The sequence below is a fragment of the Clostridium sartagoforme AAU1 genome, assembly GCF_000401215.1.
Classification (GTDB): Bacteria; Bacillota; Clostridia; order Clostridiales; family Clostridiaceae; genus Clostridium; species Clostridium sartagoforme.
This window is the reverse complement of the sequence record NZ_ASRV01000306.1, coordinates 1-297: the sequence shown is the minus strand read 5'-3', so window position 1 is coordinate 297 and position 297 is coordinate 1. Positions and strand designations below refer to the sequence as shown.

Below are 297 nucleotides of genomic sequence, written 5' to 3'. Positions count from 1 at the left end.
ACGTTCATGAAGGGGATATGGCACCAGCACAATGTCCAGTATGTAAGGTAGGAGCTGATAAGTTTGTGGAACAATCAGCAGATTTAGCATGGGCAGATGAGCATAGAGTAGGAGTAGCAAAAGATGTAGATCCAAGAGTAATGGAAGGATTACAAGCTAACTTTGTAGGAGAATGTACAGAAGTAGGAATGTACTTAGCAATGTCAAGACAAGCAGATAGAGAAGGATTCCCAGAAGTAGCAGAAGCATATAAGAGAATAGCATTTGAAGAAGCAGAACATGCAGCAAAATTTGCAG

Annotated in this window: 1 protein-coding gene; it reads left to right on the top strand. The window is 40.7% G+C overall.

Annotated features, from left to right (window positions below; translation table 11 throughout):
• On the top strand, positions 1-297 hold a 297-nt coding region (locus tag A500_RS19225; RefSeq protein WP_016209231.1), incomplete at both ends, for a ferritin family protein.